20 protein-coding genes and 1 other RNA gene are annotated in these 23,205 nt (G+C 50.5%); 18 read left to right on the plus strand and 3 right to left on the minus strand.

From position 1 onward, the window contains the following. Positions 1-37: 37 nt before the first annotated feature. From QZ177_RS08420 to ssrA, 3 genes are all read left to right on the plus strand, one after another. Positions 38-631: a 3D domain-containing protein gene (locus QZ177_RS08420; RefSeq protein ID WP_294176801.1), complete on the plus strand. Its 594-nt coding sequence runs from the start codon at positions 38-40 to the stop codon at positions 629-631. Between the two features lie 110 nt (positions 632-741). Beyond that, positions 742-3,150: a primosomal protein N' gene (priA, locus tag QZ177_RS08425; RefSeq protein ID WP_294176787.1), complete on the plus strand. Its 2,409-nt coding sequence runs from the start codon at positions 742-744 to the stop codon at positions 3,148-3,150. Positions 3,151-3,260: 110 nt separating this feature from the next. Next, positions 3,261-3,613, plus strand: a transfer-messenger RNA (tmRNA) gene (gene ssrA, locus QZ177_RS08430). A gap of 140 nt (positions 3,614-3,753) precedes the next feature. Here ssrA and QZ177_RS08435 read toward each other — a convergent pair. After that, positions 3,754-6,003 (minus strand): EAL domain-containing protein, encoded by a 2,250-nt coding sequence (locus tag QZ177_RS08435; protein WP_009646359.1) that lies wholly within the window; start codon positions 6,001-6,003, stop codon positions 3,754-3,756. Between the two features lie 358 nt (positions 6,004-6,361). On the opposite strand from QZ177_RS08435, the gene QZ177_RS08440 reads away from it, so the two are divergent. Both QZ177_RS08440 and rlmD read left to right on the plus strand, forming a co-directional pair. Continuing rightward, positions 6,362-7,021, plus strand: a complete 660-nt coding sequence (locus QZ177_RS08440; RefSeq protein WP_294176788.1) for an HAD family hydrolase — start codon at positions 6,362-6,364, stop codon at positions 7,019-7,021. Between the two features lie 33 nt (positions 7,022-7,054). Further along, on the plus strand, positions 7,055-8,428 hold the full coding sequence (gene rlmD / locus QZ177_RS08445; RefSeq protein WP_009646501.1) for a 23S rRNA (uracil(1939)-C(5))-methyltransferase RlmD: 1,374 nt from the start codon (positions 7,055-7,057) through the stop codon (positions 8,426-8,428). A gap of 472 nt (positions 8,429-8,900) precedes the next feature. Here rlmD and QZ177_RS08450 read toward each other — a convergent pair whose 3' ends face one another. After that, positions 8,901-10,097 (minus strand): helix-turn-helix domain-containing protein, encoded by a 1,197-nt coding sequence (locus QZ177_RS08450; RefSeq protein ID WP_009646412.1) that lies wholly within the window; start codon positions 10,095-10,097, stop codon positions 8,901-8,903. 240 nt (positions 10,098-10,337) lie between these two features. On the opposite strand from QZ177_RS08450, the gene QZ177_RS08455 reads away from it, so the two are divergent. The 11 genes from QZ177_RS08455 (at position 10,338) to rpsI (ending at position 19,406) form a co-directional block, all read left to right on the plus strand. Next, positions 10,338-10,955, plus strand: a complete 618-nt coding sequence (locus QZ177_RS08455; RefSeq protein WP_009646355.1) for an SAP domain-containing protein — start codon at positions 10,338-10,340, stop codon at positions 10,953-10,955. A 100-nt stretch (positions 10,956-11,055) separates the two neighbouring features. Further along, a complete protein-coding gene (locus QZ177_RS08460; protein ID WP_294176789.1) occupies positions 11,056-11,355 on the plus strand; it encodes a hypothetical protein in 300 nt (99 codons plus the stop codon). 36 nt (positions 11,356-11,391) lie between these two features. Continuing rightward, on the plus strand, positions 11,392-11,607 hold the full coding sequence (locus QZ177_RS08465; RefSeq protein ID WP_009646506.1) for a helix-turn-helix transcriptional regulator: 216 nt from the start codon (positions 11,392-11,394) through the stop codon (positions 11,605-11,607). 13 nt (positions 11,608-11,620) lie between these two features. Further along, positions 11,621-13,375, plus strand: coding sequence for a DUF262 domain-containing protein (locus QZ177_RS08470; protein WP_009646410.1), 1,755 nt, complete (start codon positions 11,621-11,623; stop codon positions 13,373-13,375). A gap of 319 nt (positions 13,376-13,694) precedes the next feature. Next, the gene (gene ylqF / locus QZ177_RS08475) at positions 13,695-14,603 is read left to right on the plus strand and encodes a ribosome biogenesis GTPase YlqF (RefSeq protein WP_037370314.1); all 909 of its coding nucleotides are present in this window, start codon (positions 13,695-13,697) and stop codon (positions 14,601-14,603) included. Positions 14,604-14,617: 14 nt separating this feature from the next. Further along, on the plus strand, positions 14,618-15,370 hold the full coding sequence (locus QZ177_RS08480) for a ribonuclease HII (RefSeq protein ID WP_294176790.1): 753 nt from the start codon (positions 14,618-14,620) through the stop codon (positions 15,368-15,370). An 89-nt stretch (positions 15,371-15,459) separates the two neighbouring features. Continuing rightward, positions 15,460-17,580, plus strand: a complete 2,121-nt coding sequence (locus tag QZ177_RS08485) for a hypothetical protein (RefSeq protein WP_294176791.1) — start codon at positions 15,460-15,462, stop codon at positions 17,578-17,580. A gap of 11 nt (positions 17,581-17,591) precedes the next feature. After that, on the plus strand, positions 17,592-17,906 hold the full coding sequence (locus tag QZ177_RS08490) for an EscU/YscU/HrcU family type III secretion system export apparatus switch protein (RefSeq protein WP_232208251.1): 315 nt from the start codon (positions 17,592-17,594) through the stop codon (positions 17,904-17,906). Beyond that, positions 17,903-18,268 (plus strand): YraN family protein, encoded by a 366-nt coding sequence (locus QZ177_RS08495; RefSeq protein WP_294176792.1) that lies wholly within the window; start codon positions 17,903-17,905, stop codon positions 18,266-18,268. The genes QZ177_RS08490 and QZ177_RS08495 overlap by 4 nt, the downstream gene beginning before the upstream one ends. Positions 18,269-18,547: 279 nt before the next feature. After that, a complete protein-coding gene (gene rplM / locus QZ177_RS08500; RefSeq protein WP_009646432.1) occupies positions 18,548-18,988 on the plus strand; it encodes a 50S ribosomal protein L13 in 441 nt (146 codons plus the stop codon). A gap of 25 nt (positions 18,989-19,013) precedes the next feature. Beyond that, positions 19,014-19,406 carry a 30S ribosomal protein S9 gene (gene rpsI / locus QZ177_RS08505; protein WP_006192988.1) on the plus strand — a complete coding sequence of 131 codons (393 nt, stop codon included), beginning with the start codon at positions 19,014-19,016 and terminating at the stop codon, positions 19,404-19,406. Between the two features lie 127 nt (positions 19,407-19,533). Here the strand turns inward: rpsI and QZ177_RS08510 are convergent, their stop codons facing one another. Beyond that, on the minus strand, positions 19,534-20,811 hold the full coding sequence (locus tag QZ177_RS08510; protein ID WP_009646399.1) for an MFS transporter: 1,278 nt from the start codon (positions 20,809-20,811) through the stop codon (positions 19,534-19,536). A 106-nt stretch (positions 20,812-20,917) separates the two neighbouring features. Here QZ177_RS08510 and QZ177_RS08515 point away from each other — a divergent pair, with 106 nt between their 5' ends. Beyond that, positions 20,918-22,324 carry a PLP-dependent aminotransferase family protein gene (locus QZ177_RS08515; protein ID WP_294176793.1) on the plus strand — a complete coding sequence of 469 codons (1,407 nt, stop codon included), beginning with the start codon at positions 20,918-20,920 and terminating at the stop codon, positions 22,322-22,324. Between the two features lie 96 nt (positions 22,325-22,420). Continuing rightward, entirely contained in the window at positions 22,421-23,110 is a 690-nt protein-coding gene (locus QZ177_RS08520) for an aspartate/glutamate racemase family protein (RefSeq protein WP_366461890.1), read from the plus strand. The last annotated feature ends 95 nt before the right edge of the window (positions 23,111-23,205 follow it).

The raw sequence follows: 23,205 nt of genomic DNA on the forward strand, positions 1-23,205 counted from the left end.
AATCAGCTTTTCTGTGAGGTGGCGTCTATTGAGAAAAATGGTGATTTTTTCGTCCATCCTTTGCATTTGCCTGCTCTTGTCGAGTGCTGTAGCCTTTGCCAGCAGTTTTCTTGTCAAGGAAGGCATGCGGGGCGACAGCGTTCGTGCCGTGCAGAAGCTGCTGATCGGGCGCGGCTATCTTGCGGATGGAGAAGATGACGGTGTATGCGGCAAGAAGACGGTGACTGCCATCACGAAGTTCCAGCAGGAGAATGGCTTGGATGCCGACGGCATCTGCGGACAGATGACGTACAGGGCGCTCTCGGGCGGTGAGGAGCCGCCTGTCATCGAGACTCCTGTGAGCCGCGGCGGCGGTCGTTCGCTGCTTGTGTCGGCGTCAGCGTACAGCCGTTTCGATCCAGGCCTTTCAAGTCATACGGCAAGCGGAACTTTGGTGAGAAAGGGTGTGATCGCTGTCGATCCTGCGGTCATACCGATGGGCACGCGCGTCTTTATTCCGGGATACGGCGAAGCGGTGGCTGAGGACATCGGTTCGGCGATTCGCGGTAATACGATCGACATCGCTTTTGAGACGGCAGAAGAAGCGATTCAGTTCGGCCGCAAGACCATCGAGATCTTCATCATGGATTGAGAAGCGTTTGCTGTTTTTGCAGCATGATGGCGGCAGAGCATCGGAAAGGCAGGCTTTCGGCGTGAAAGATTCGCGCTGGAAGCCTTTTTTCTTGTGGGAGGAGAGCAATTTTGCGAAGGGCGGAAGTCTTTGTCAATATTCCCGTGAAGAGCATAGCGAAGGCGTACAGCTATGCTGTGCCCGACGAGATGTCTTTCCTTGCGGCGGGCTGGCGCGTATTCGTGCCTTTCGGCGGGCGCAGGGTCGAGGGTTTCGTCGTCTCTGTCCGGGAGGACGAAGGGGAACGGACAGGCTACGAGCTGAAGCTGATCATCTCTGTTGTCGACGAAGAGGCATGGTTTACGTCCGAGATGCTGGAAACAGCACGTCGGATCGCGGACTTCTACCTGTGCTCGCCCGCTGAGGCGATGCGGCTCTTCATGCCGGGCAAGAGCGGCTTGAAGATCGAGGTTGAGTATGAGGCAAAAGAGGGGGAAGAGCCGCCTTTGACGGGAGCGGCGCAGCAGGTCTTCCGGTCTCTCCGTGAAAATGGCGTCATGCGGCTTTCCGCACTTCGCAAGGCGCTTCCTGCGCTTGCCGCCGAGATTCCCGGCCTCTTGGAAAAGCTCGTGCAGCAGAAATATGTGCGAAAGCTCTATCGGGCACAGCAGCGCGACAAGGCGCGTTATGAGAATGTCCTGTCGCTCGCGCATCTGCTCGATGAGGCGGTGCTTTCTCGCTATCGAAGGCGGCGTGCACAGAAGCGTCTGTTGGAGCTTCTTGCCGCAGAGGGGGAAAAGACGGATGCCGCTCTGCGCGAGGCAGGATTTTCCGCCGCTGTCCTTCGCGCGGTACTCGAAGCGGGCGATGTGAAGAGCGAGAAGCGGCGCGTTCTGCGCGACAGCTACGGAGATGTGACGAGCGTTGGGGCGATGGTCGACCTGACGGCAGAGCAGAGAGCGGCGGTCGATGCCGTGCTTCCTTACATTGGGCGGCGCGAGCATCGCGGCTTCCTCTTGCAGGGCGTGACGGGAAGCGGCAAGACGCAGGTCTATATCGAGACGGCGGCAGCCGCGCGCAGGGAAGGGCGCAGGGTCATCGTGCTCGTGCCCGAAATCGCCCTGACGAGCCAGATCGTCCTTGCCTTCAAGGGATCTTTTCCCGAGGACATCGTCGTCATGCACAGCCAGCTTTCCCTTGCCGAGCGAAACGACGCGATCTTCCGCGTGCGGCGCGGGGAGGCGGGCATCGTCATCGGTGCACGCTCGGCGCTCTTTACGCCCATCGAGGACGTCGGACTCATCATCCTCGACGAGGAGCAGGATATGTCCTACAAGCAGGACGAGGCGCCGCGCTACCATGCGCGTCCTATCGCCGAGGTCATGGCGAAATTGCATCGCGCCGTACTGCTTTTGGGCAGCGCCACGCCGTCTCTTGAAACTTCGTACCGCGCGCGCTGCGGCGAGTTTACGCTGCTTTCGATGCCAGAGCGCATCGGTGCGAGACCGCTCGCGCATGTCGAATGTGTAGACATGCGCGAGGAACTGCATCGAGGCAATCGCACGATCATCTCCGCGCCTCTGCGTCAGCTCATCGAGGAAACGATGGCGAAGAAGGAGCAGATGATCCTTATGCTGAACCGTCGCGGCTTCTCGACCTTCGTCATGTGCCGCTCGTGCGGCGCCGTCGTCAAATGTCCTTCCTGCTCGCTGCCGCTCGTCTATCATCGCAGCGGCAGGCTCCTGTGCCATCACTGTGACATCGAGCAGGCCGTGCCGCTTTTGTGCCCCGAATGTTCGAGTCCCTACATCAAATACTTCGGCTCAGGCACGGAAAAGCTAGAAGCGGAACTCAAGGCGCTCGTGCCGACAGCCCGTGTCGTGCGCATGGACCGGGACACGACGGCGCGAAAGCTCGCGCACCAAGAAATTCTCACGGCGTTTCGCGAGAAGAGGTACGACATCCTGCTCGGCACGCAGATGGTCGCCAAGGGGCATGATATCCCGGGCGTTACGGCGGTCGGCATCCTCAGCGCCGATGCGAGCCTCAACATGCCCGACTTCCGCGCGGCGGAGCGCTGCTTCATGCTCATCACGCAGACGGCGGGCCGCGCAGGCAGGGGCGAGGCGCCAGGACAAGTCGTCGTGCAGTGCTACAGCCCCGAGCACTATGCGGTGCAGGCGGCGCTCAAGCAGGACTACGAGGCCTTTTATCGCGAGGAGATTGCCATACGCGAGCAGCTCTTCTACCCGCCGTTCAGCCGCCTTGTCAAGCTCATCGTGCAGCATGGGGAAGAGGAGGCGGCGCGTCAGGAAGCGTGCCGCATTCAGGAAAACTTCCTCGCTGCCTTCGCAGGCAGGGAAGGGCAGCAGATCATCGGTCCTGCACCCGCCTTGATCGCCCAGTTTCGCGGCATCCATCGCTTCGTGCTTCTCATCAAGACGGCGGATCTCGCCGCCGTGAGGGAGTTCCTGCGCGGCGAGGGACTGGATCAGAGGAACGATGTGCTCATCGACGTCGATCCGATCATGACGATGTGAGCCATGCAAAAATACTTGTTGCAAAATTTCTTCAAAGGCAGTATACTATACATCCAAGCTGAACGGGCTTTTGAGAGTCTTTTCAGCGAGCGCTTCATGTGCATGCCAACGGGGACGTAAAGGTTTCGACGAGGGTAGATGGTGCATGGGCAGCGAGCCGGGGGTTCACCATCCCGTCAGCAAGGTGAAACTTTTATTTAAACATAAAAGCAAACGAAGACTACGCTCTGGCGGCTTGACGCCAGCCTCTGTCCGCTTGGCTCCCGCCTGAGCGGATAAGAGGACAACTGCGGGATACCTGAGAGTTGATTTTCGCAGGCTCAAAAGGGAAATTTTTGCGGAATCGGATGACGGAAGCCTGTCTGCGGGCGTCTGGATTCTTAAATAAAAACACAGACTGCGCTCGGAGAAGCCGATGAAACAATGCTTTCGGACAGGAGTTCGATTCTCCTCGTCTCCACCAGAGAAAAAGCGGCAGAGCCGTTGAAATAAAGAAGAGGACGCCTGCGGCATTCGTACCGCAGGCGTCCCCTTTTCGTGCTTGTACATCGGCCTCAGTGATCGAAGTGTAGGGGAGAGTCCCTCTGTTCATTCAAGGGTATTCTACTTCTTTTTCTTTTCCAACAGGGCAAAGAAATCAGAAATCTCCATCGGCCGGTGGAAGTAGAAGCCTTGGATGTAGTCGCAGCCCGCTTCGAGGACGGTCTGAAGTTCCTGATCTGTCTCGACGCCTTCGACGCAGACCTTCTTGCCGAACTTATGGCAGGAGTAGACGATGCTCGATATAAAGTCGCTGCTGTTTTTGGAATAGGCCATTTCTTTCATCAAGCTGCGATCGAGTTTTACGATGTCGGACGGGTGCTTCAAGAGAAGTTCCAAGGAGGAATATCCCGTGCCAAAGTCGTCGAGCGCGAGACGAATGCCGAGGTCGCGGCACGCTTCAATGAAGGTCTGTAAAGTGGCGGGGCTTTCGTTGTAGTTCGTTTCCGTGAGTTCTGCAACGAGATTCTTGCCATCCATTTTGTGACGGGCAAGGGTCTGACGCATGAAGGGCAGGAAGTCGGGGTCCAGCACTTGATGATAACTGACGTTGAAGTTTAGGGAAAAGTTAGGGTTCGTACGGCGTATACGCTTGGCATGGATGACTGCCTGTTCGAAGATCCAGCGTCCGACAGCGCGGATTTGTTGAGTGCGCTCCAAGATGGGGATGAATACGGCGGGTGAGATGTTCGTGCCCTCGTGGGACCAGCGGCACAGAAGTTCGCCGCTGACGATGCCGAAACCGTCGGTGGTGACTGTTGGCTGGATGACCGTGCGGAAGTTGGCGCAACCGTGCTCGACATCCTCATTGATGGCGAGTAGGAAACGGCTGAGGTTTTTTCGCGTTTCGAGATTCTTTGAGGAGAAAAGAACATAAGGCTCATCGGGGGATTCTTTTGCGAGATCCAAGAGGCTCAGCATGTTGGCGATGATCTCATCACATGCCGTATCGCTCGGTATGTCCTCCATCAAGGCGAGAGAAGAGGGCGTTTGTACAGCAAGACCGTAGATGGCATAGAGATTCCTCACCGTCAAACTGATGAATTCGAGTATCGTCCTCGGATCTTCAGTGATGCCGGGCGAAAGGATTGCGAGGAAGCGCAGACCGTCGAGGCGGTAGATCAGAAGACCGTCGCGGAAGCGGTTCGTGAGCCCGGCTGCGATGTCCTTGAGGAGTGCGTCGGAATGGCTTCGGCCGTGCATCTCGTTGATTTCGCGGAAGTTGTTCAAGCGGAAGCCGATGAAGGAAAGGGAAGGATATTCCTTCTGCAGTTCCTGCAATTTGATTTCCGCACCTTTCTCGCGTGCAAATCCTGTGATGGGATCAACGACAAAATCGAGTGCGAGGCGCGAGATGCTGCCGGAGAAGAATAGGGGGTTCTCGCGTGTCGAATCCCATTTGAGGATGCCGCAACAACGAATCCAGAACTCGTTTCCTTTATGATCGGTCACACGGTAGCGCAGATCATGGGTATCGCGCTTGCTTTTGATGATGTCGGCAATGTCCGCTCTGTATGTGGCGAGATCATTGGGACGATGGATTCGACTTTCCCATTTTTTGAGAAAGTTCTTGACAACGTTGCTCTTGAAAGCAAAAGTTTCGCGCATCTGGTCGTTGATGTAGAATAGGTTCGATTGCATGTCGCCGAAGTAGATGTATTGGTCGGCGAGTTCAATGGAATCGAGGAAACTTGGGAAGTCGAAGCGATTCTCTCGAAGGAAGGTGGAGAGAGCTCCCTTGTCGGCATCGGCATCGATTTCTGCAGCAACGCCGCCCGTGCTGCGCAAGAGATCCCTCATGCGGATGATGCGCATTGCAAAGCGCCCGACAAGGTACAACGCTGCTGTGAGATCACGAACTTTTTCCCAATCAGGAACATCGGAGATGATGATGCCTGATGGTTCGCCATCCTTGAAGAGGGGGACAGCGGATAGGGAGTAAAGACCGAGCGAGGTGAAGCACTGGCTGGCAAGAGGGTGTTTAGCAGCAATCGTCTGCGTATCCTTATAGAGAATGCACTTGCCGTTCATCAATTGATCATACGTCAAGGCGACAGCAGCGCGCACGAGGTCGCCCTCAGGCTGCCTGTATGGTTCCATATCATTTGAACTCCAAGTGTAGGCGGGCGTAGAGCGCTCATCCAAGGGTTCGATGATCATGATACGATGCAATGCAAAGATATCGCCCATATACTGAAAGAGCGAGTGGATGCCTTCGTCAGATTCTTCCGTATCGACGATTTTTTTCAAAAAAGCCGCAGAAAGTTCGCTTTTTTCACAGAATTCATCAAGCCATTCCAAAACGGAGTTCATGATTCTTCCCAACTCCTTTGTAGCGTTTTTGGGAATCGCTGATAAATTTAGTACAGCCATCTGGATGCATCTTTTCTGCCTGCTCTGCATCGACAAATCTTCACCGATCTGACAGACTTCGTTTATCAGAGCTCCCTTTACTATATGATGTTATTATACATGAAATCTCACTATTCGTCTATTGTTTATAGGAAAAAAGTTCATGTTTTGGAATTTTTGAATCGCACTTCGTTTTTAAAAGCAGTGCGATGGACTTTGGTGTGTGTTTTCGATCCATCGCGTATTCATGCAGGGAAAAAGAAGCTTTTCGCGAATAAAAAAAGAGCAATAGTTCGACAATAGCAGAAAGGTGATACCTATGCAATATAAAGCTGTGATCTTTGATTTAGACGGTACCCTTGTTGATTCCTTGGCTGATCTTTCGGACAGCGTGAATCTCATGCTGGAAAGTTACGGCTTTCCGACACATGAGATGGAAAAGTACCGTTATTTCGTCGGTAATGGCTCGAAAAAGCTCATGGAGCGTACCTTGCCGAGGGATAAGGCGGCGTCCGCCGAATTTGTTGAGGAAGCACTCGTGAAATACAAGGCGATCTACAAGGAGCGCCTTCTGGAAAAAACGCGTCCCTACAATGGCGTACGGGAACTTCTGGCAGAATTGAAGAGCCGTGGCATTCCCTTGGCAGTCTGCACGAACAAGCATAATGATGCGGCGTTGACCATCGTGAAGATTCTTTTTGCACCTGGTACCTTTGAAGAAGTGCTCGGCGATCGCCCGGGTTTTCCGAAGAAGCCCAATCCTGCGACCCCATTGGAAATCGCTTCACACCTTGGCGTGAAGCCTGATGAGGTGGCTTATTTGGGCGACACCTCGGTTGACATGGAAACCGCTGTGCACGCGGGATTTTTGCCTGTCGGTGTCCTCTGGGGATTCCGTCCCGAAGAGGAACTTGTGAAAAGCGGCGCGAAGATCTTGCTCAAAGCACCGTTGGAGCTCTTGGAAAAAGTGGAGTTTTGAATAGCCATCGGACGATTGAAGGAAAGAGAAGCAATGAGAAAAGAAATTCCCGTGCAACAGGGCGAAAAATATGAAATCACAATCAAGACCCTTGGCGCGAGCGGCGAGGGCGTGGGGCGTGCTGTCGATTTCACTGTATTTGTGCCTGGCGCTTTGCCTGGCGAGCGCGTGCTCGTGCGTATCGACGAGGTTAAGAAAACGTATGCGCGCGGAAAACTCGTGGAAATCTTGGAGAAAAGTCCTAATCGCATTTCTCCCGCCTGTCCGATTTACGATTTTTGCGGTGGCTGTCAGCTTCAACACCTGTCGTATGAGGGGCAGTTGCACTGGAAGCGTCAGCAGGTCGTCGATGCCGTCGAGCGCATCGGAAGGCTTTCCGGCATCGAGGTGCTGCCCGTTTTAGGTGCGAAAGAGCCGTGGTTCTATCGCAACAAGATGCAGTTTCCCGTAGGAAGGAAGCGGGGGAAGACGGTCATCGGCTGCTTTGCCAAAGGCTCGCATGACATTATCGATACGAGGGACTGTCGGATTCAAAAGGAAGGTAACAACACCATTGTCAATGTCATGCGCGAGGTCGTCGATCGTTTGCGTATTCCCATCTATGATGAAGATCGTCACACAGGCGTCCTGCGCCACGTCGTCGGCCGTATCGGGGAAAACGGCGAAGCGATGGTCGTGCTCGTCACAGCGACGAAGGATTTGCCTAAGGCGAAAGAAATCATACGGTTTCTTAAGGAGCGCGTGCCAAACCTCAGGAGCGTGCAGCAAAATATTCAGACGTACCGCAATAATGTCATATTGGGGCGCGAGACAAAACTCCTCTGGGGCAAACCGACGATCCCCGACCGCATCGGCAAACTGCACTTCTCCATCTCAGCACGGTCGTTTTTCCAAGTCAATACGGAGCAGGCCGCCGTTCTTTATGAGAAGGCTCTCGAATATGCAGATCTCAATGGAATGGAAACTGTCATCGACGCCTACTGTGGCACAGGTACGATCACGCTCTTCCTCGCACAAAAGGCGCATCGTGTTCATGGCATCGAGATCGTCAAGCCCGCGATCGATGATGCGAAGAAAAATGCGCGTGACAATCGCATAAAAAATACGGTGTTCCTCGTCGGCGACGCCACAAAGCTCATGCCGCGCCTCTATCACGAAAACGTTCATCCCAATGTCATCGTCGTCGACCCGCCGCGCGCTGGCTGTACGGAAACCGTTTTGAAAACCTTCGCCGCTATGCATCCTGACCGAATCGTTTATGTATCTTGCAATCCCGCAACTCTGGCAAGGGACATGGCATTCTTGGCGACATTGGGATATATGGCGAAAGAAATACAGCCGGTCGATATGTTTCCGCAAACATCGCATGTCGAGTGCGTGGTATTGATGTCAAGAGATCAGAAGTAAAAGCAGGGAAAAGGCTTGAAATCAAGGGATTCCGAGAATATTGCTGGTAGCGTCGCCGGAGTCCCTTATTTATGCCCTTTGCCAACAGTTGCCACTACTGGTTTTTCAGTATTTGTAACAAGAGAACTGCTTTTGTCCTTGGCGTAACAAAGGAACTACTGTTTTTCGAGGTTCTGGAGAATGTGTGAGAAGGGAACTTATACCACCACGAAAACGAACCGTAAATTCGCAAAGTAACTTCCGCTGATGTAAGTCTGTGGGATTTAGTCTAAGAAAGCCGATAGGAGTAAGTGCGAGAAGCATCAGAATTTGTATGCAACGGATGACCTGAGCACAATATCGTCTTAAAAGCGACCGAACCATAAGGGATCATCTGGAAAAATGGACATGCTTCGCACTCCGAAAAGCGAGGCTTTTCAGAGTAAGTTCCACCCTAGCGGGATTTACTATGAGAAAGATGTGCAGCGCAAGATCAGCCCTTTAGAAGCCTAGGAGACTGCACGACATCTTCCGGCGCAACATACGAGATACCCAAAAGAGCAGCCAGTTCCTCGGAAAAAGCGAACGTAAACATCTCATAGGGAGACTTGCCGCTGTAAATGTTGCGACGGACGCCATTGATGTGAGAAAAAATCAAATTGACGGTATCCTGTGTGAAATGGTCGAAAGAAGACCCCTTCGGCACAATATCGCGAAAAAGTGTGTGATTCTTCTCAATTTGCGCCTTTTGGCAAGACTGCATGGGATCGCAGAAAAAAAGGCAGGCCTCCTTTTCTCCCTCAAGATTGTTCTCAAAGGCGAAAACATCGGAGAACTCTCCACCGTTGTCCGTAAGCATCACGGGCATAAGGGCAGGAAAAGAAAAACCGCCTGCAGTCAAAGTTCGTTTGACCTCTTGGAACTTCAAGGCAGCCTGCACAGCCGTCTTGTTTTCGAGCAGAAGCCCGAACATGAAATTGAACGCAGTGAAGTGGACGGTGAGTATGACTTTGCCGCCCGAAACTCCGATAACGGTATCAAGCTGCGTATGTGCGCTAAGCCCTTCCCGTTCCATATGAGCGAGGAAATCCGCATAGGTGCGTTCCTTCTTTATGGCAGAAGGAACGACATCCGCCCGCTTCTTTTTGCGAGGCTTGAACTTTACGGCGCGTGGAAGGTGAATCTTGGAAGCCGAATAATATCCCTTGGAAAAATGCCGATAAACCGTGCTGAGAGACACATTGAGCTCTGGGTGAGAAGCGACGATATGATAAATGTGCTGCCCCTTCTCAATGCAAGAGGAAATGATGCGATCCTGCTTGTAAAAAGACGCACGGTTCAACGGAATGCCTTCGCGTGCATCGTGCAGGAGCGCTTCGTATTCGGCATGTGCCTGCGGAGCGACATAGAGAAGGCGGAGGAAGCGGCAGTTAGCGGAACGGCGCTTGGAGCAGGCGTTGCAGACGAAGGGCGTCTTGTCGAGCAAGGGGCAGAGTTCGTCCGTTTGCACGAACGCATTGTGGTGCTCTTTGCGATGTTGCTTCACTTCGTAAGATATGGTGGTAGGATCTTTCTGAACGAGCAGGGCGATCGCCTTGAAGGACAATCGCTTGTCGAGCCCGTTCATGATTTCCTGGCGGTCTTGTGCAGTAAGGTGCTTGTTCTTCTTGTTGTTGTCTGCTTGCTTCATGATGACAGCCTCCTTTGTGTAGAGAGATTTCTCACACTAAATTCAGCCATAAATTCTTCTCAGAGTAAATCCCGTCAGTGACCTATTATGTGAGATTTACTTTGGAAATTTACCAAATATAGTAAGGTGGCAGGTCAAGCTGAGTTTGATAAGTTTTAATTTAAGGCTTTGAGAAATTTTGGTATAATAGAATAATAGGATAATAGATAAAAATAAAATTGAATTTGGTGAGGTGATCACTTGAAGGAGCTTAGACCCAATTTCAGAGACATAAAATCATTTGAGGAATTTAGCAGATACTATTGGTATCGAGAAGAACTTTCAAAAATTTGCAAGTCTCTTGGATTAGAATATAGAAGTACAAAGCAAGAACTGAATCATATTATAGAACAATATTTTAATGGGAATAGAATAGAGAAGTCTCAGAGATTTGTAAACAAAAATCAAACGGAAGTTGTAACGTTAAGTACACCATTACTTGAGTGTAGTTTTTCTTTTAATAAAAAATTTCGAGAGTATTTTTCAGCTGTAACGGGTGTTAGTCCATTTAAGTTTAATGCTGATATGGCAACGGCATGGAGAAAAGTAAAATCAGAAAATGATTTAAATTTTAAAATTCAAGATATGCTGAAAGTATATTATGGAGAATCAGAATATGCTAAGTACGATAATTCAGCTTGTCAATGGAATCAGTTCCTAAAAGACTTTTTTTTGGATAAATTTAGCGAAAATTATTTCGATAAGTTAAAAGTGGCAGCTATCCTTTGGAAAGAAGTCAGAGATTCAAAGAGCAAAAAAATATATTCTAGGGAACTTCTAAATGAATATAGAAATAAAATTGAAGAGTACCATAAATAGTGAAATACCAGCTTGTCGATTGAATAAAATATATAACTAAGACATTTACAAAAAAGTAGATGTCTTTTTCATGCTCATTTTTAGGAAAGGAGGGATGTAAGTGGCTAACAGAATAAAAGGAATTACCGTTGAAATTGGTGGAGATACTACCGGCCTTGATAAAGCCTTAAAAGGAGTAAATTCTACAATAAAAAATACGCAGTCACAGCTTCGTGATGTGAATCGGCTATTAGAACTTGATCCTTCCAATGCTAAACTACTTGCTCAGAAACAACAGCTACTGCAAAAGGAAATTTCTGAAACCAGTGAAAAGTTAAATGCCTTAAAAGAGGCAGATAAGCAGGCAAAAGTACAGCTTGAAAATGGAGAACTTGGTCAAGATAAGTATGATGCCCTTTAAGGATAATTTTGTATATCCTATTGGAAGGTGAATTCTATGGTAAAGAATAATATTGAAGTGGATGTAAAAGTGAAATGCATTGAAGCCGGAAAGACGCAGGTGCAGCTTGCAGAAGAGATTGGCACTACTAGCCAGTATGTTAACCAGATCATTAAGAAAAAAGATGGGGTTGTTAATAAAACCTTTGTACAGATGATGGAAAAGCTAGGTTATGATATTGAGCTAACCTATGTGAAGAGGAAGGAATGCTAAGGAGGATAATATTATGGCATATGAGACACCATTAACAATAGCTGAGGTAATGAAGGACATTACTGCAAATAAATATGTTTTACCTTCTATTCAGCGTGAATATGTTTGGGATACCGAGCAGATTGAAGCTTTGTTTGATTCTCTTATGAGGGACTATCCGATTGGGACATTCCTTTTCTGGGAGATTAATAAGGAACATGTAAACGACTATGACTTTTATGGATTTATTAGAAATTATCATGAGTATAAAGGTGTACATAATAAGAAAGTCGATTTAAAAGGTTTGGATGGCGTGACAGCTGTTCTTGATGGACAGCAACGTCTCACCTCAATTTATATAGGGCTTAAGGGAACCTATGCCTATAAACTTAAATATATGGCAAAGAAAAATCAGGAGGCATACCCAACTAGGAAATTATACTTAAACTTACTATCAAATTCTACGGACAGTAGTAACGAGTATGAGTTTAAATTTCTTACAAATAAAGAAGTGCAAAATGATGAAAATACATACTGGTTCGAAGTCGGTGAAATCCTTAATATGAAACAAGATGGTGACGTTGCGATGTTTGTTACTAAAAATATAGGCTTTTCAAAGGAGTTTAAGTATACTGAAGAACAGACAATATTCGCTATCAATGCTCTGTCTAAGCTATATAACATTATTAATAAGGTTGGCACGATTAGTTATTATAGAGAGAAGACGGTAGAACTCGATAAAGTTCTAAATATATTTATAAGAGTCAACAGTGGAGGGACACCTCTAAGTTACTCTGACTTGCTTCTATCCATAGCTTCTGCACAGTGGGAAAACCATGATGCGAGAGAAGAAATTATTGAGTTTGTTGATGATGTAAATGCAGTAGGAGCAGGATTTAAAATCAATAAAGATTTTGTGCTGAAGACGGCGTTGGTTCTTAGTGATTTTACGAATATTGCTTTTAAAGTGGACAATTTTAACAAACAAAACATGATTAAAATTGAAAACAATTGGGATAATATAAAGAAAGCTATTAAACAGGCGGTTCTTTTGGTTTCATCATTTGGTTATTCAGGTGAAACACTAACATCAAATAATGCGCTGATTCCAATTGCATATTACCTTTTTATTAATGGTATGCCGGATAACTTTGTTGATTCAGGGACAAACAAGAATAATAAAGATAAAATAAAGAAGTGGCTTATACGTTCTCTGTTAAAGAAGACATTCAGTGGACAACCAGATAATGTGATTAGACCAATTCGTGAGATTCTAAAAGCAAACGGAACAAATGAGTTTCCATTAGACAGTATCATCGACAAGTTTAAAGGTACAAATAAATCCATACAGTTTACGGATGAAGATATTGAGGAGTTCCTTTTGAAACTTAAATATGGAAAGAGTGACACACTTTCAACTCTCATGTTGCTATATCCATCACTAGATTTCAGTAATAAATTCCATGAAGATCATATGTATCCGAAGAGCAAATTTACAAAAACTTATCTCCGAAAGCAGGGTGTTCCTGAGGAACAATTAGATTGGTACATTGCAACGGTTAATGATATAAGTAACCTTCAGCTTCTTGCTGCACAGCTTAATGAAGAGAAGCTTGCTACTGATTTTGATGAGTGGTTTAACGAACAACATCCTACAGATACGGATAAGATTCAGTATAGGACTGTGAATTATCTGCCAGATATGGAGTATTCATATGAAAATTATCCAAAGTTTATAGAGGATAGAAAAGCACTTCTAAAAAAACAGTTAAGTGCAGTTCTGCTTTAGGATAATATGGGTTGTTATACTAATAAAAGTGATATGTTCCCAAGAACTGACAAAGATATAAAAACATGGGTGATATGTTCCCAAGAACTATTAAATCAACAGAATGTGCCAATGTAAGCTATGGTATCAGCTCGTGCCACGTGGAAACTCTCACGAAACTTATCAGGAAAGATTTGCTGTAAAGAAGAAGCCTCAAATCGAATTAGACTGCACTCCAAAATACGGACATGGATAGCGATAAATCGTGATTTCTTTGTTTTATACCTAGGCACATGATGCAAGAACTTAGTAAAATCAAGGGTCGAAGGGAATATGTATAATGATAAAAAATGATGTAGCGAGAGATATACCCATCATCCAATGGTATCCGGGCCACATGAAGAAAGCACGGGAACTGGTGGAGGAGAATTTGAAGCTTGTAGATGTCGTTGTCGAACTGCTTGACGCGCGGATTCCAGCGGCGAGCGCGAATCCCATGCTGCGGGAGATCGTCGGCGACAAGCCGCGCGTCGTGGCGCTCAACAAGAGGGATCTGGCGGACGAGAAGATGACGAAGTGTTGGCTGGAATATTTTCGTGCACAGAAGCTTCCGGCTGTCGCGCTCGATTCTGTGACGGGGAAGGGCATGCGGGAACTGTTGGCGCTCATTGAGAAGGCTGCGAAACATCGTACGGAAAGGTTGGTATCGAAAGGTGTTGCAGCACGCAAGGCGCGTGTGATGATCCTTGGCATACCGAACGTCGGAAAGTCGTCCCTGATCAACCGCTTGGCAGGCGCGGCGAAGGCGAAGACGGCGGACAAGCCAGGCGTCACGCGCGCGAAGCAGTGGATCCGCATCGGAGCGGACGTTGATCTCTTGGATACTCCGGGGATTCTTTGGCCGAAGTTTGAAGACCGCGCGGTTGGACTTAAGTTGGCGTTTACCGGCGCGGTCAACGATGAGATCTACGATTTGGAGAATGTGGCGCACTTGCTCCTTGCGGCTTTGCGGCGCGATCATCCGGAACGTTTGCAGGAGCGTTTCAAGTTCAAGGAGGCGCTTCCAGAGACTACGGAGGAACTGATGGAGGCGATTGGACGCAAGCGTGGCTGCCTTTTGAAGGGCGGACGCATCGATTTCGAGAAGGTGCAGCATATCCTTCTGACGGAATTCCGCATGGGGAAGTTTGGCAAGATCAGCTTGGACGTGCCCCCGACGGAACCATCGGAGGAAGTGGACGGCGGTTAATGGATGGGGAAGAAATGACGATAAGAGAACTGGAGTGCCTTTATCGCGCAGGGAAGTGGACTGAGGAGCTGCAGCGGCAGGGTCTGTCTGATTCCCGCACAGGTGTGCAGCGATTGGTGCGTCGATGGGAGCGAGATGCGCAGGAGCGCGCCCGCGTCGAAGCACTGTACCATTACGAATTTTTGGCACGTGAGAAGGGCTGTCTGCTTGTGGCAGGCGTCGATGAAGCCGGTCGTGGCCCTTTGGCGGGACCAGTTGTAGTCGCCGCAGTCATCTTGCCGCTGGGTCTTTTTCTGCCGCATTTGAATGATTCGAAGAAATTATCTCCAGCCGTGCGCGAGGAACTTTTTTCTGCCATTATGGAAAGCGCTGTCGCTGTGGAAATCGTGAGCATTTCAGAGAAAATCATCGACGAAAAGAATATCTATCAAGCGACGAAGCAGGGGATGTACGAAGCTGTTTCCGCCTTGCGGCCGCAGCCGCAGCATGTCTTGCTCGATGCCGTGCCGTTGAAGCTTTCTATGATGTCTTCTCCCATTGTCCACGGGGATGCAAAGTCGGCGTCGATTGCGGCGGCATCGATCGCGGCCAAAGTTACGAGGGATCGCCTGATGCTGAAATATGACGAGGAATATCCGCAGTATGGTTTCAAAAGGCACAAGGGCTATGGGACGGCGGAGCATTTGGCGGCTTTACGGAAGTATGGGCCTTGCCCCATTCATCGAAGATCCTTCGAGCCGGTTCTTTCGATGGCGGTGAACCCTTGAGGCAAGGACGCGTTGATGAGGCCGGCATCAAACGGATGGATTTCATTTTAGCAGGTGTTCCTTAGAAGATTACACGGAGGATTCGTTTCATGGCAATGGAAGCAAATGCCGCCAATGCTGCGGGGTCTTTGCAGCGAATACAGCGGCCTCAGACGACAGGATCGACAGATGCCGTAACGCGGCGAGGGGACGGCACTTCGTCCTCCCCTTTTGCAAAGGAGACGAATGTCTCTATACGAAATTCCATTGCGGATTTGTCATCCGTCCTCGGGAGGATTTCCCAAGGACAGGAGGATTCGGTGGAGGTTCTGCCCGATCACCTGCAGAAGGTGATTCGTAATGTCATGGAAAGCGCTTTTTCGTTAAGTGCGACCTTGGAAGAGGGATTGGGCAGTACGACGGAGAGCCAGCGTTTTTCCTTGGAGCAGTTGGGCACGCTTTCGCGCATGCTCACACAACTGGGTGCACTCGCGGAAAAGGGCGTGCAGGTCAGCGATTTCAGTGAGAGCATGCAGACGTTGCTGCGAAATCTGAAATCGCTTCTGACGGCGCAGGAGGGTGGAAACTCCTTGGAGCCAGCCCTCTTGAATAAGCTGTCCTTCCAACTGCTTGACGCTAAGGCGCTGGAGGATTTGCCGGCAGCCTTGCAGCAGGCATTGACGGTTTTGGCACAGACGCAGCCGCAGCCGCAGCAGGGTGCGAGCGAGACAAGTTCTTTTGACTTTCTGAAGTCTCTTGTGCAATATTTCATGCCGCGGCTCGGAGAGGAAAGTGTGTCGCCGATCATGCAAGAGTCGGGGCAGACGATGCCCGAAGGCGACGCGGATGCTGAGACCAGTGCGAATCCACCGATGCGCGATATGAGTGAAGGCGGTGCGAAGGAAGTGCGGCAAGAGGCGGCAAGGCAGATGTCGGAAGCCGCCAATGAGGAGACGAACGCTGCGCAGAAGGAAGGTGAAGCGATACTTGGGAAGGAGGCGGCGTTGAGAAAAGCGGCGACGCAACAGCCCCAACGGAATGACGCCATTGTGCAGCAGAATGCCGAGGGAATGGAACCTGACTTGTTGCCAGACGCTGAGGATGGCGCTTCGGAAACAACACAACAGCAGAAGGTTTCAGGGCAGGCAGAGACTACCGAGGGCAAGGGGCAGACGAAGACGCCTCAGGAGCAAAGCGGAGCACAGCAGCAAAAAGCCCTCGGACAGGGAAATGCTGCCGAGGGAAAAGGACAGTCGAGTGAGCAAATGCTGCGTGGTGCGCAGCAAGAGGGAAAGTCGACGGAATCAGCGGTATCGCGTCAGGATGAACAGAGTGTGAATCCGCAGTCGACAAGACAGGAAGGCACCAAACAGAATACAGTGCAGGAAAAGTCTCTGCTGCAGGGGCGGAATCCTGCTGGTCCATCGACTAACTCACCGAGCAATACGCAGGGAGAGGCGAAAGCTTCTGCGCGTCAGATGCCCGTGATGCAGAATACGCCTCAGCTCATGCAGAGTCTGAAGGAGACAGCGTCATTCATGCTGAAGAATATGCCGCTTACAGAGAAGGATGCTGCCTTGCTGCGCGACTTTATCAACAACGGGCAAAAACTCTTGCCGGACAAGGAAGCGAAGCAGCTGCAGCTTCTCCTGCGCCTCAGTCAGAATAATGTTCCTGCTGCCGTCAATCAGGCTGCCGTGCAGAAGAATCTCGGCGATCTGCCGCGTCTCTGGGCATTTATGCAGCTCTGCGATATGACGGCGGTGAAGGACATGAAGGAGCAGCAGCTCAAGCGAGCGGGTAAGGATATCGCGGAATTTGCCGCTTCGATGAAGCGTTCTATGGAAGGCGGCAGTCTTTTTCAGACGGACAGCAAGGGCAATGTGCATCGGTCACTGAATTTCATGTTGCCATTGTATATGGGGGAAGGCGAAAAACAGAGTTTCCCCGCGTATGCCAATGTCTATAACGAGGAGAAGTATTCGCCCGAGGATGGGAGCATGCACAAGGAAACGTGGCTCAGACTCTGCGTGCTTACAGACCATATTGGCGCCGTAGAGCTGACTTGCCAGGTGTACGACGCGAAGAGCCTCAACATGCGCGTGCTTTTCTCGGAGGCGTCTGCCGTGGAAGAGTTCAAGTCATATATTCCTGAGTTCAAGGAATCATTTCGTACGATGGCGTTGGAACTGACCGATCTCAAAGTCAGTATAGCGGGTAGTAAAGAATGATGGACACGAATATGGAAAATAAAGATTTGCCGCTGGAAGAGCGAGACGTTGCCAATCAAAGAGCTGTGGCTTTGCGCTATGAGCCGGAAAGACAGCAAGCTCCGAAAGTCGTGGCGAAAGGACGTGGTTTCGTCGCGGAAAACATCCTCGCAGCGGCACAGAAAAACGCGATTCCTGTCTACCAGAATAAATCGCTCGTCAACATGCTGATGGCCTTGGAACTCGACCGAGAGATTCCGCCGGAACTTTACCGTGTAGTTGCTGAGGTTCTCGCCTATGTCTATCGCATAGACAAACGTCATCAGAAGCCAGAGTTGCCGCGGTGATAACGAAGAGACTTGGCGACCGAGGTGAGGAAGCGGCGGCGCTGTATCTGGAAAAGCGTGGCTGCCGCATATTAGAACGGCAATTTCGCATGAAGACGGGTGAGATCGACATCATTGCTGAGGAAGATGGGACATTGCTCTTCATCGAGGTCAAGACACGCCATCCGACGCGCTTCGGCACGCCGGCTCAGGCCGTAGGACGCACGAAACAGCGACGTATTTTTCGTACAGCCTTTTTGTATATGCAGAAGCATGGGTTTGTGGAAAGAGCCTGTCGATTTGATGTCATAGAAATCCTCGCGACGGACGAATCTTATGCGGTACGCCATTATGAGAACGCCTTTGAATTTGATGGTATTTAAGGGAATTTGATAAATTCAGTGATTCCTGAAGGGTTTGGAGGGAAGGCGCCTTTGTCGTTTGCGGCTGCATAAGCTACCAAAGTTTGGCAGAACGATGCGACAATTAAACTTGCAATCTGCCAAGCAGAGCAGCGGCAAGAAAAAATGCTTGACAAGCTGTGCCCTTTTGAATAGAATATCTCTGTATGAGTCGTAGCAAGCGCATCCATTAGCCCCGGAGCGCCAGCGGGCCATCATCTATGAAAATAATGCATTACAATAGGTTGAGGGAGGATTCGCATGAAGACGACATTTATGGCGAATGCAGCGAATATCGAACGCAAGTGGTATGTTGTCGACGCTGCCGGCCAGACGGTAGGTCGCTTGGCAGCGGAAGTCGCCAAGGTGCTTCGCGGCAAGAACAAGCCGACCTTCACGCCGCATGTTGATACGGGTGATTTCGTCATTGTGATCAACGCGGAGAAGGCGGTCTTTACAGGCAAGAAACTTACGGATAAGATGTATTTCCGTCATTCCGGATATCCGGGTGGCACGACGTTCACAGCGGCAGGAAAGCTTATGGAGAAAGCTCCGGAGAAGGTCATTGAGAAAGCGGTGCGCGGCATGTTGCCGAAAAATCGCCTCGGTGCACAGATGTACCGCAAGCTCAATGTCTATGCTGGTTCGGAACACCCCCACGCAGCGCAGAAGCCCGAAGTGCTCGCGCTCGACATCCGTTGATTTCTGGAAGGAGGAGCTTTAATCCATGGCATTAGTCAGCTATTACGGCACGGGTCGCAGGAAGACCTCGGTCGCTCGCGTTCGCTTGGTTCCCGGTGACGGCAAGGTCACGATCAACGGCCGCGATATGGAAGAGTATTTCGGTCTCAAGACGCTTGAGCTCATCGTTCGTCAGCCGTTGAACCTCACCGATACGGTGGACAAGTACGATGTCATTGCTAACGTCAAGGGTGGTGGCGCCTCGGGCCAGGCAGGTGCGATTCGTCACGGCATCACGCGCGCCCTGATGGAACTCGATGGAGAGCTTCGCCCGGCGCTGAAAAAGGCTGGATTCGTCACGCGCGATCCGCGCGAGAAGGAGCGCCGCAAGTACGGTCTCAAAAAAGCTCGCAAGGCCTCTCAGTTCTCGAAGCGTTAAGCAGCAAGAACCGAATAGAAAGTTACAAAAGCCCGCTATCCAAGAGATGGCGGGCTTTTTCAGTTATCTCAACGTGCTGAAGTTGCCCGTAAGATTGACAAAAATACGTTGATTTTCGAGTTGAACGTTACATATATCTCTGCGTATTTTGCGTGGAGGCAGGGGTACGGCTGAGACAAACAGCGCAGCAGAGCGCAGCCGATGCGGCGCACACTTGAAGGGTGAGGCCGTCCACATAGGTGGCGGGCGAGGCAAGGGATGCGCCGTCTCCCATGAGAAACTCGCCTGCAAATACAATTCCGAGCGCACCTGCAAGCTGCTGACCCGTCGTCAGGACGGCACCACCAACGCCCGCATCCGCCATCGGCAGATAGCGCAGAACAATACCTGTCGAAATGGGAATCACTGTGCCGTTGCCGATCCCGAGGACAAACAACGCGAGGAGGACAAAGGGAATTGCAGTGGACAGTCCCGTGATTGTGCCGAGCAACACGGCGAGGATGCCCGTGCCCGTGCAGAGCGTTCCACAGATCAACACGTGCGACGGCGAGTATCTCCGCATGAGCATAGGACCTGCGGAGGAGGCGAGGACGAATCCCGTGCCGACCGCCATAAAGACAAGTCCCGCCATCTGCGGCGAGAGTTCACAGATGTTTTGCAGATAGAGGCCGAGAATGACAAAGAAGGGCACAATGGCGGCGTACAGGCATACATTGAGAAGAATTCCGACCATATAGCCACGATAACGAAAGAGTCGAAGAGGATTTCCGAGATGCTTTTGGTATGTCTCGTGTGCAGCGTTTGGATTCGGTGGCAGCGACCTGCAGCCAATGGCGGCGATCAGGCAGATCGGCATGTTGACAAGGAAAATCATGCGCCAACCGAGTCCAAGAAAATCCCATGCAGGAATCCAGCCGCCGAGTACCTGCCCCATGATCTGCCCGAGTCCGATGGACACGCCGAATGCGGATAGTGCCTGCACACGTGCATTCTCTTCGTATGAGACACGAATCAGAGCGAGTACCTGCGGCACCATGACCGCGCCCGAAAGCCCTTGCAGAAGACGTGCGACAACAAGTTGTTGTGCCGTCTGAGCAACGCCGCAGAGTGCTGAGGTCGCGGCAAAAAGAAAAAGCCCGAGACGGTAGATACGCCGCCGTCCGAAACGGTCGCCGAGGTGGCCGCCGACAATCAGGCCTACGCCGTAGACGAGTGCATAACCGCTCATAATGCCCTCGAATTCTGCAGCCGACGGATGTAATGAGGAAATGATGGCGGGGGCGGCGACATTGATAACGAACTGGTCGAAGATGGACAGAAACGAGCCGACCAGGATAAAGGGCAGAATATAAAGTGAGACGGATACCGTTGCGCTCGTTGAAGCAATGCTGTTTTTCCTATCCATGATCATCTCTCCTGTGATATAATACATACAATTATTATGTTAGACCGCCTATTGTATGATTTCAACAGTAAAATTGTATGTATGACAATGTTGTAGGAGATGTCCTATGCCCATCAATTCGTTCGATAATTATCCTATGACGTGGTGTCCCGCACGCGCGGAGCTCCATCCTCCGTTCTATCGTGCACTTGCTGCTCAGCTCGAATACGACATCCTCAGCGGACGGCTGCTGCCGCATACAAAACTTCCGCCGCAGCGGGAACTCGCCGACTTTCTGGACCTTAATCTGAGCACGGTGACACGCGCTTTTCGTCTTTGCACGGACAAGGGGTTGATCTATGCGGTCATTGGGCGCGGGACGTTCGTCTCGCCGAATGCCGTGCTGCATGATACGATGGGAGGAACGGAAAAGTCAATCATCGAACTCGGCAGCATTCATCCATACGAGGAGTTCAACGAGATTCTTGCGGATACTGCACGGGATATCCTGCGCGGCAAGGATGCAGCGCGGCTCTTCGCGCTTAGTGGTGTGCAGGATGAGGACCGTCATGCGCGAACTGCGTGCAGCTGGCTTGCACGGGTTTCTCTCGCGGCAGAGCCGGCGAATCTCCTTCTTACTTCTGGCACGCAGAGTGCACTTGCAATCGTACTCACTGCGCTGTTTGATGCAGGAGATCGAATTGCGGTGGACGGATATACGTATGCGAATTTCATCGGCCTTGCAAAACAGTTGAACATACGCCTCATCCCCATCGAGGGAGATGGGGATGGGATGCTGCCGGATGCGCTCGCACGGCAGCGTCAGCAGATAAACATCAAGGGTGTCTATCTTATGCCGTCCTGCGCGAATCCGACTGGCATCATCATGCCTGAGGAACGGCGCAAGAAGATTGCAGCGGTGCTGCGTAAGCACAATATGCTTTTGATTGAGGACGATGCTTATGGCTTTACGGTACGCGAGAACGCTGTGCCCATGACCATGCTTCTCCCGCGGCAGTCCGTTTATCTGCACAGCCTGTCAAAACTTACCTGCCCCGGACTGCGCGTTGCATATATGCTTGTTCCCGCGCATCTCAGGCAACTCATTCGGAGAGCAGCGCGCAGCATTAGCATGGCGATCCCTCCGCTGAGTGCGGAGATCGTATCAGAGCTGATTGCCAGCGGCGCGGCAGAGCGTATAATGAGGGAGAAATGTCGGATGTCTGAGGAGCGCAATCGCATCTTTCGAGGGATTTTCCCTGCACAGACGAGGAATCCACGCAGCTTCTTCCAATGGATGCCACTGCCTGTGGGATGCGGTGGGGCGAATTTCGAGGCACAGGCACAGCATCGCGGTGTGCGTGTCCTCTCGTCGGATCACTTTGCCGTCGGCGGGGAGGCGGAGCATTCCTTTATTCGCCTCGCCCTCTGCTCGCCGCCAACGAATGAGGAGCTGGCGCGCGGACTACGGATTGTTCATGATCTGATGGAGGAAAATACGATTCCGCCGCAGACGGAGACATTGATCCTTTAGGAAGAATAAAGGAAGAGCGGGGTGAATTGTCCTCCCTACAATTTTTATCTTGTTATGACGGATGGGCGGTGCTATCGTAATGACAGAGGTGATATGATGAAAACAATAGGGCTGATCGGTGGTATGAGTTGGGAAAGTACGGTGACATACTATCAGGTCATCAACGAAACGATTAAAAATCAGCTGGGTGGTCTGCACTCTGCAAAATGTATTCTATACAGCGTCGATTTTGATGAAATTGAGAAATATCAAGCGAGCGGGGAATGGGATAAGAGCGCAGATGTTTTGTCTGAAGCCGCACAAGCATTGGAACGGGCGGGGGCGGATTATATCGTAATCTGCACCAATACGATGCACAAGGTAGCGCCTGAAATCGGCAGGAGAATTCATATCCCAATCCTGCATATTGCGGACATGACCGCTGTACAGCTAAAGAAACAAGGCATCCGAAAAGTCGGCCTGCTCGGCACGAAATATACCATGCAGCAGGATTTCTATAAAAATATTTTGATCAAACAGGGGGTTGAGGTCATCGTTCCGAATGATGATGATGTCGATGTCGTCAATCGCGTCATTTACGATGAACTGTGTCTCGGAAAAATTTTTGAGAAGTCCAAAGCTGCATATCTGGACATTATTCATAAACTCGCACGAAACGGGGCGCAGGGGATCATCCTGGGATGTACTGAAATCGGACTTCTTATCCAGCAATCCGATACCGATATTCCACTCTTTGATACCACACTCATTCATGCAGAACAAGCAGCACTTAAATCACTTGAGTGATAAAAAGAGATTCCGTTCGTCTTATTGACGTTTGGAATCCCTTTTCTACTTTATCGGACACGGTATTCTATTTGCAATTATTCCATCATGCGAGA

Origin of the sequence: uncultured Selenomonas sp. (assembly GCA_905372355.1) — a bacterium.
Lineage (GTDB): Bacteria > Bacillota > Negativicutes > Selenomonadales > Selenomonadaceae > Selenomonas.